We start from the raw sequence: 220 nt of genomic DNA on the forward strand, positions 1-220 counted from the left end.
CGTCCGCCGCTCGACGCCGAATAGCAAGCTATTCTCGTTTCCGCTCGACTTGCATGTGTTAAGCCTGCCGCCAGCGTTCAATCTGAGCCATGATCAAACTCTTCAATTAAAATCGTTTGTGAGAAATAAATTCTCGGCTCAATGAATCTGTACATATAAAACTTGCATTACTTAAAAAGTAAATTTTGTCTTGTGTGTCATCATCATTAAGTTTAGTTTT

Annotated in this window: 1 rRNA gene; it reads right to left on the reverse strand. The window is 39.5% G+C overall.

The annotated features are described in order from the left end of the window. A 16S ribosomal RNA gene (locus ACSLUH_RS19675) occupies positions 1 to 109 on the reverse strand; the annotation flags it as partial. Positions 110 to 220 lie beyond the last annotated feature (111 nt).

It is taken from the genome of Thalassotalea ganghwensis, from assembly GCF_053485795.1.